The organism is Treponema sp. R80B11-R83G3 (assembly GCF_054786115.1).
The window spans coordinates 1-384 of sequence record NZ_BDHF01000565.1; the positions used below are offsets into that span (position 1 = coordinate 1).

Annotated in this window: 1 protein-coding gene; it reads right to left on the reverse strand. The window is 51.3% G+C overall.

What is annotated here, in order from left to right:
- The coding region (locus ACYVRH_RS14995; RefSeq protein ID WP_461257651.1) for a phage portal protein at positions 1-384 on the reverse strand (384 nt) is incomplete at both ends.

Genomic DNA, 384 nt, shown 5'->3' on the forward strand with positions numbered 1-384 from the left:
GTATTATCTCGTCAGAAAGAATGGGGATTAGTTCAGCGCCGGAATGGAAGAACCACCGGCGGGGGGTATGCCGGAAACCAAAATCAAAACCGCCTGACAATTCCCCTTCATGGCGCATTTTGCGGGGGTCAAGCACATAAATTTCTTTGGGCAGGCCGCCCGAATAGTCGGAGCCGAACCACCAAAAGGCTTCGCCTTCCAGGTGCCACCAGGCGGCGGTTTCTTTCCACAGGTCGTAACGGCTTAAAGCGGGGTTAGGTTTTCTGAATAGGTTATATATTTGCCCATGCGTTACATCTTCCCCCCCGTTCTTAATAACAAAATCCGCGCGGGCTATATTGCGGGTTAAAATATTTACGGCGATGTTTACCCAGGCGTTGAGGG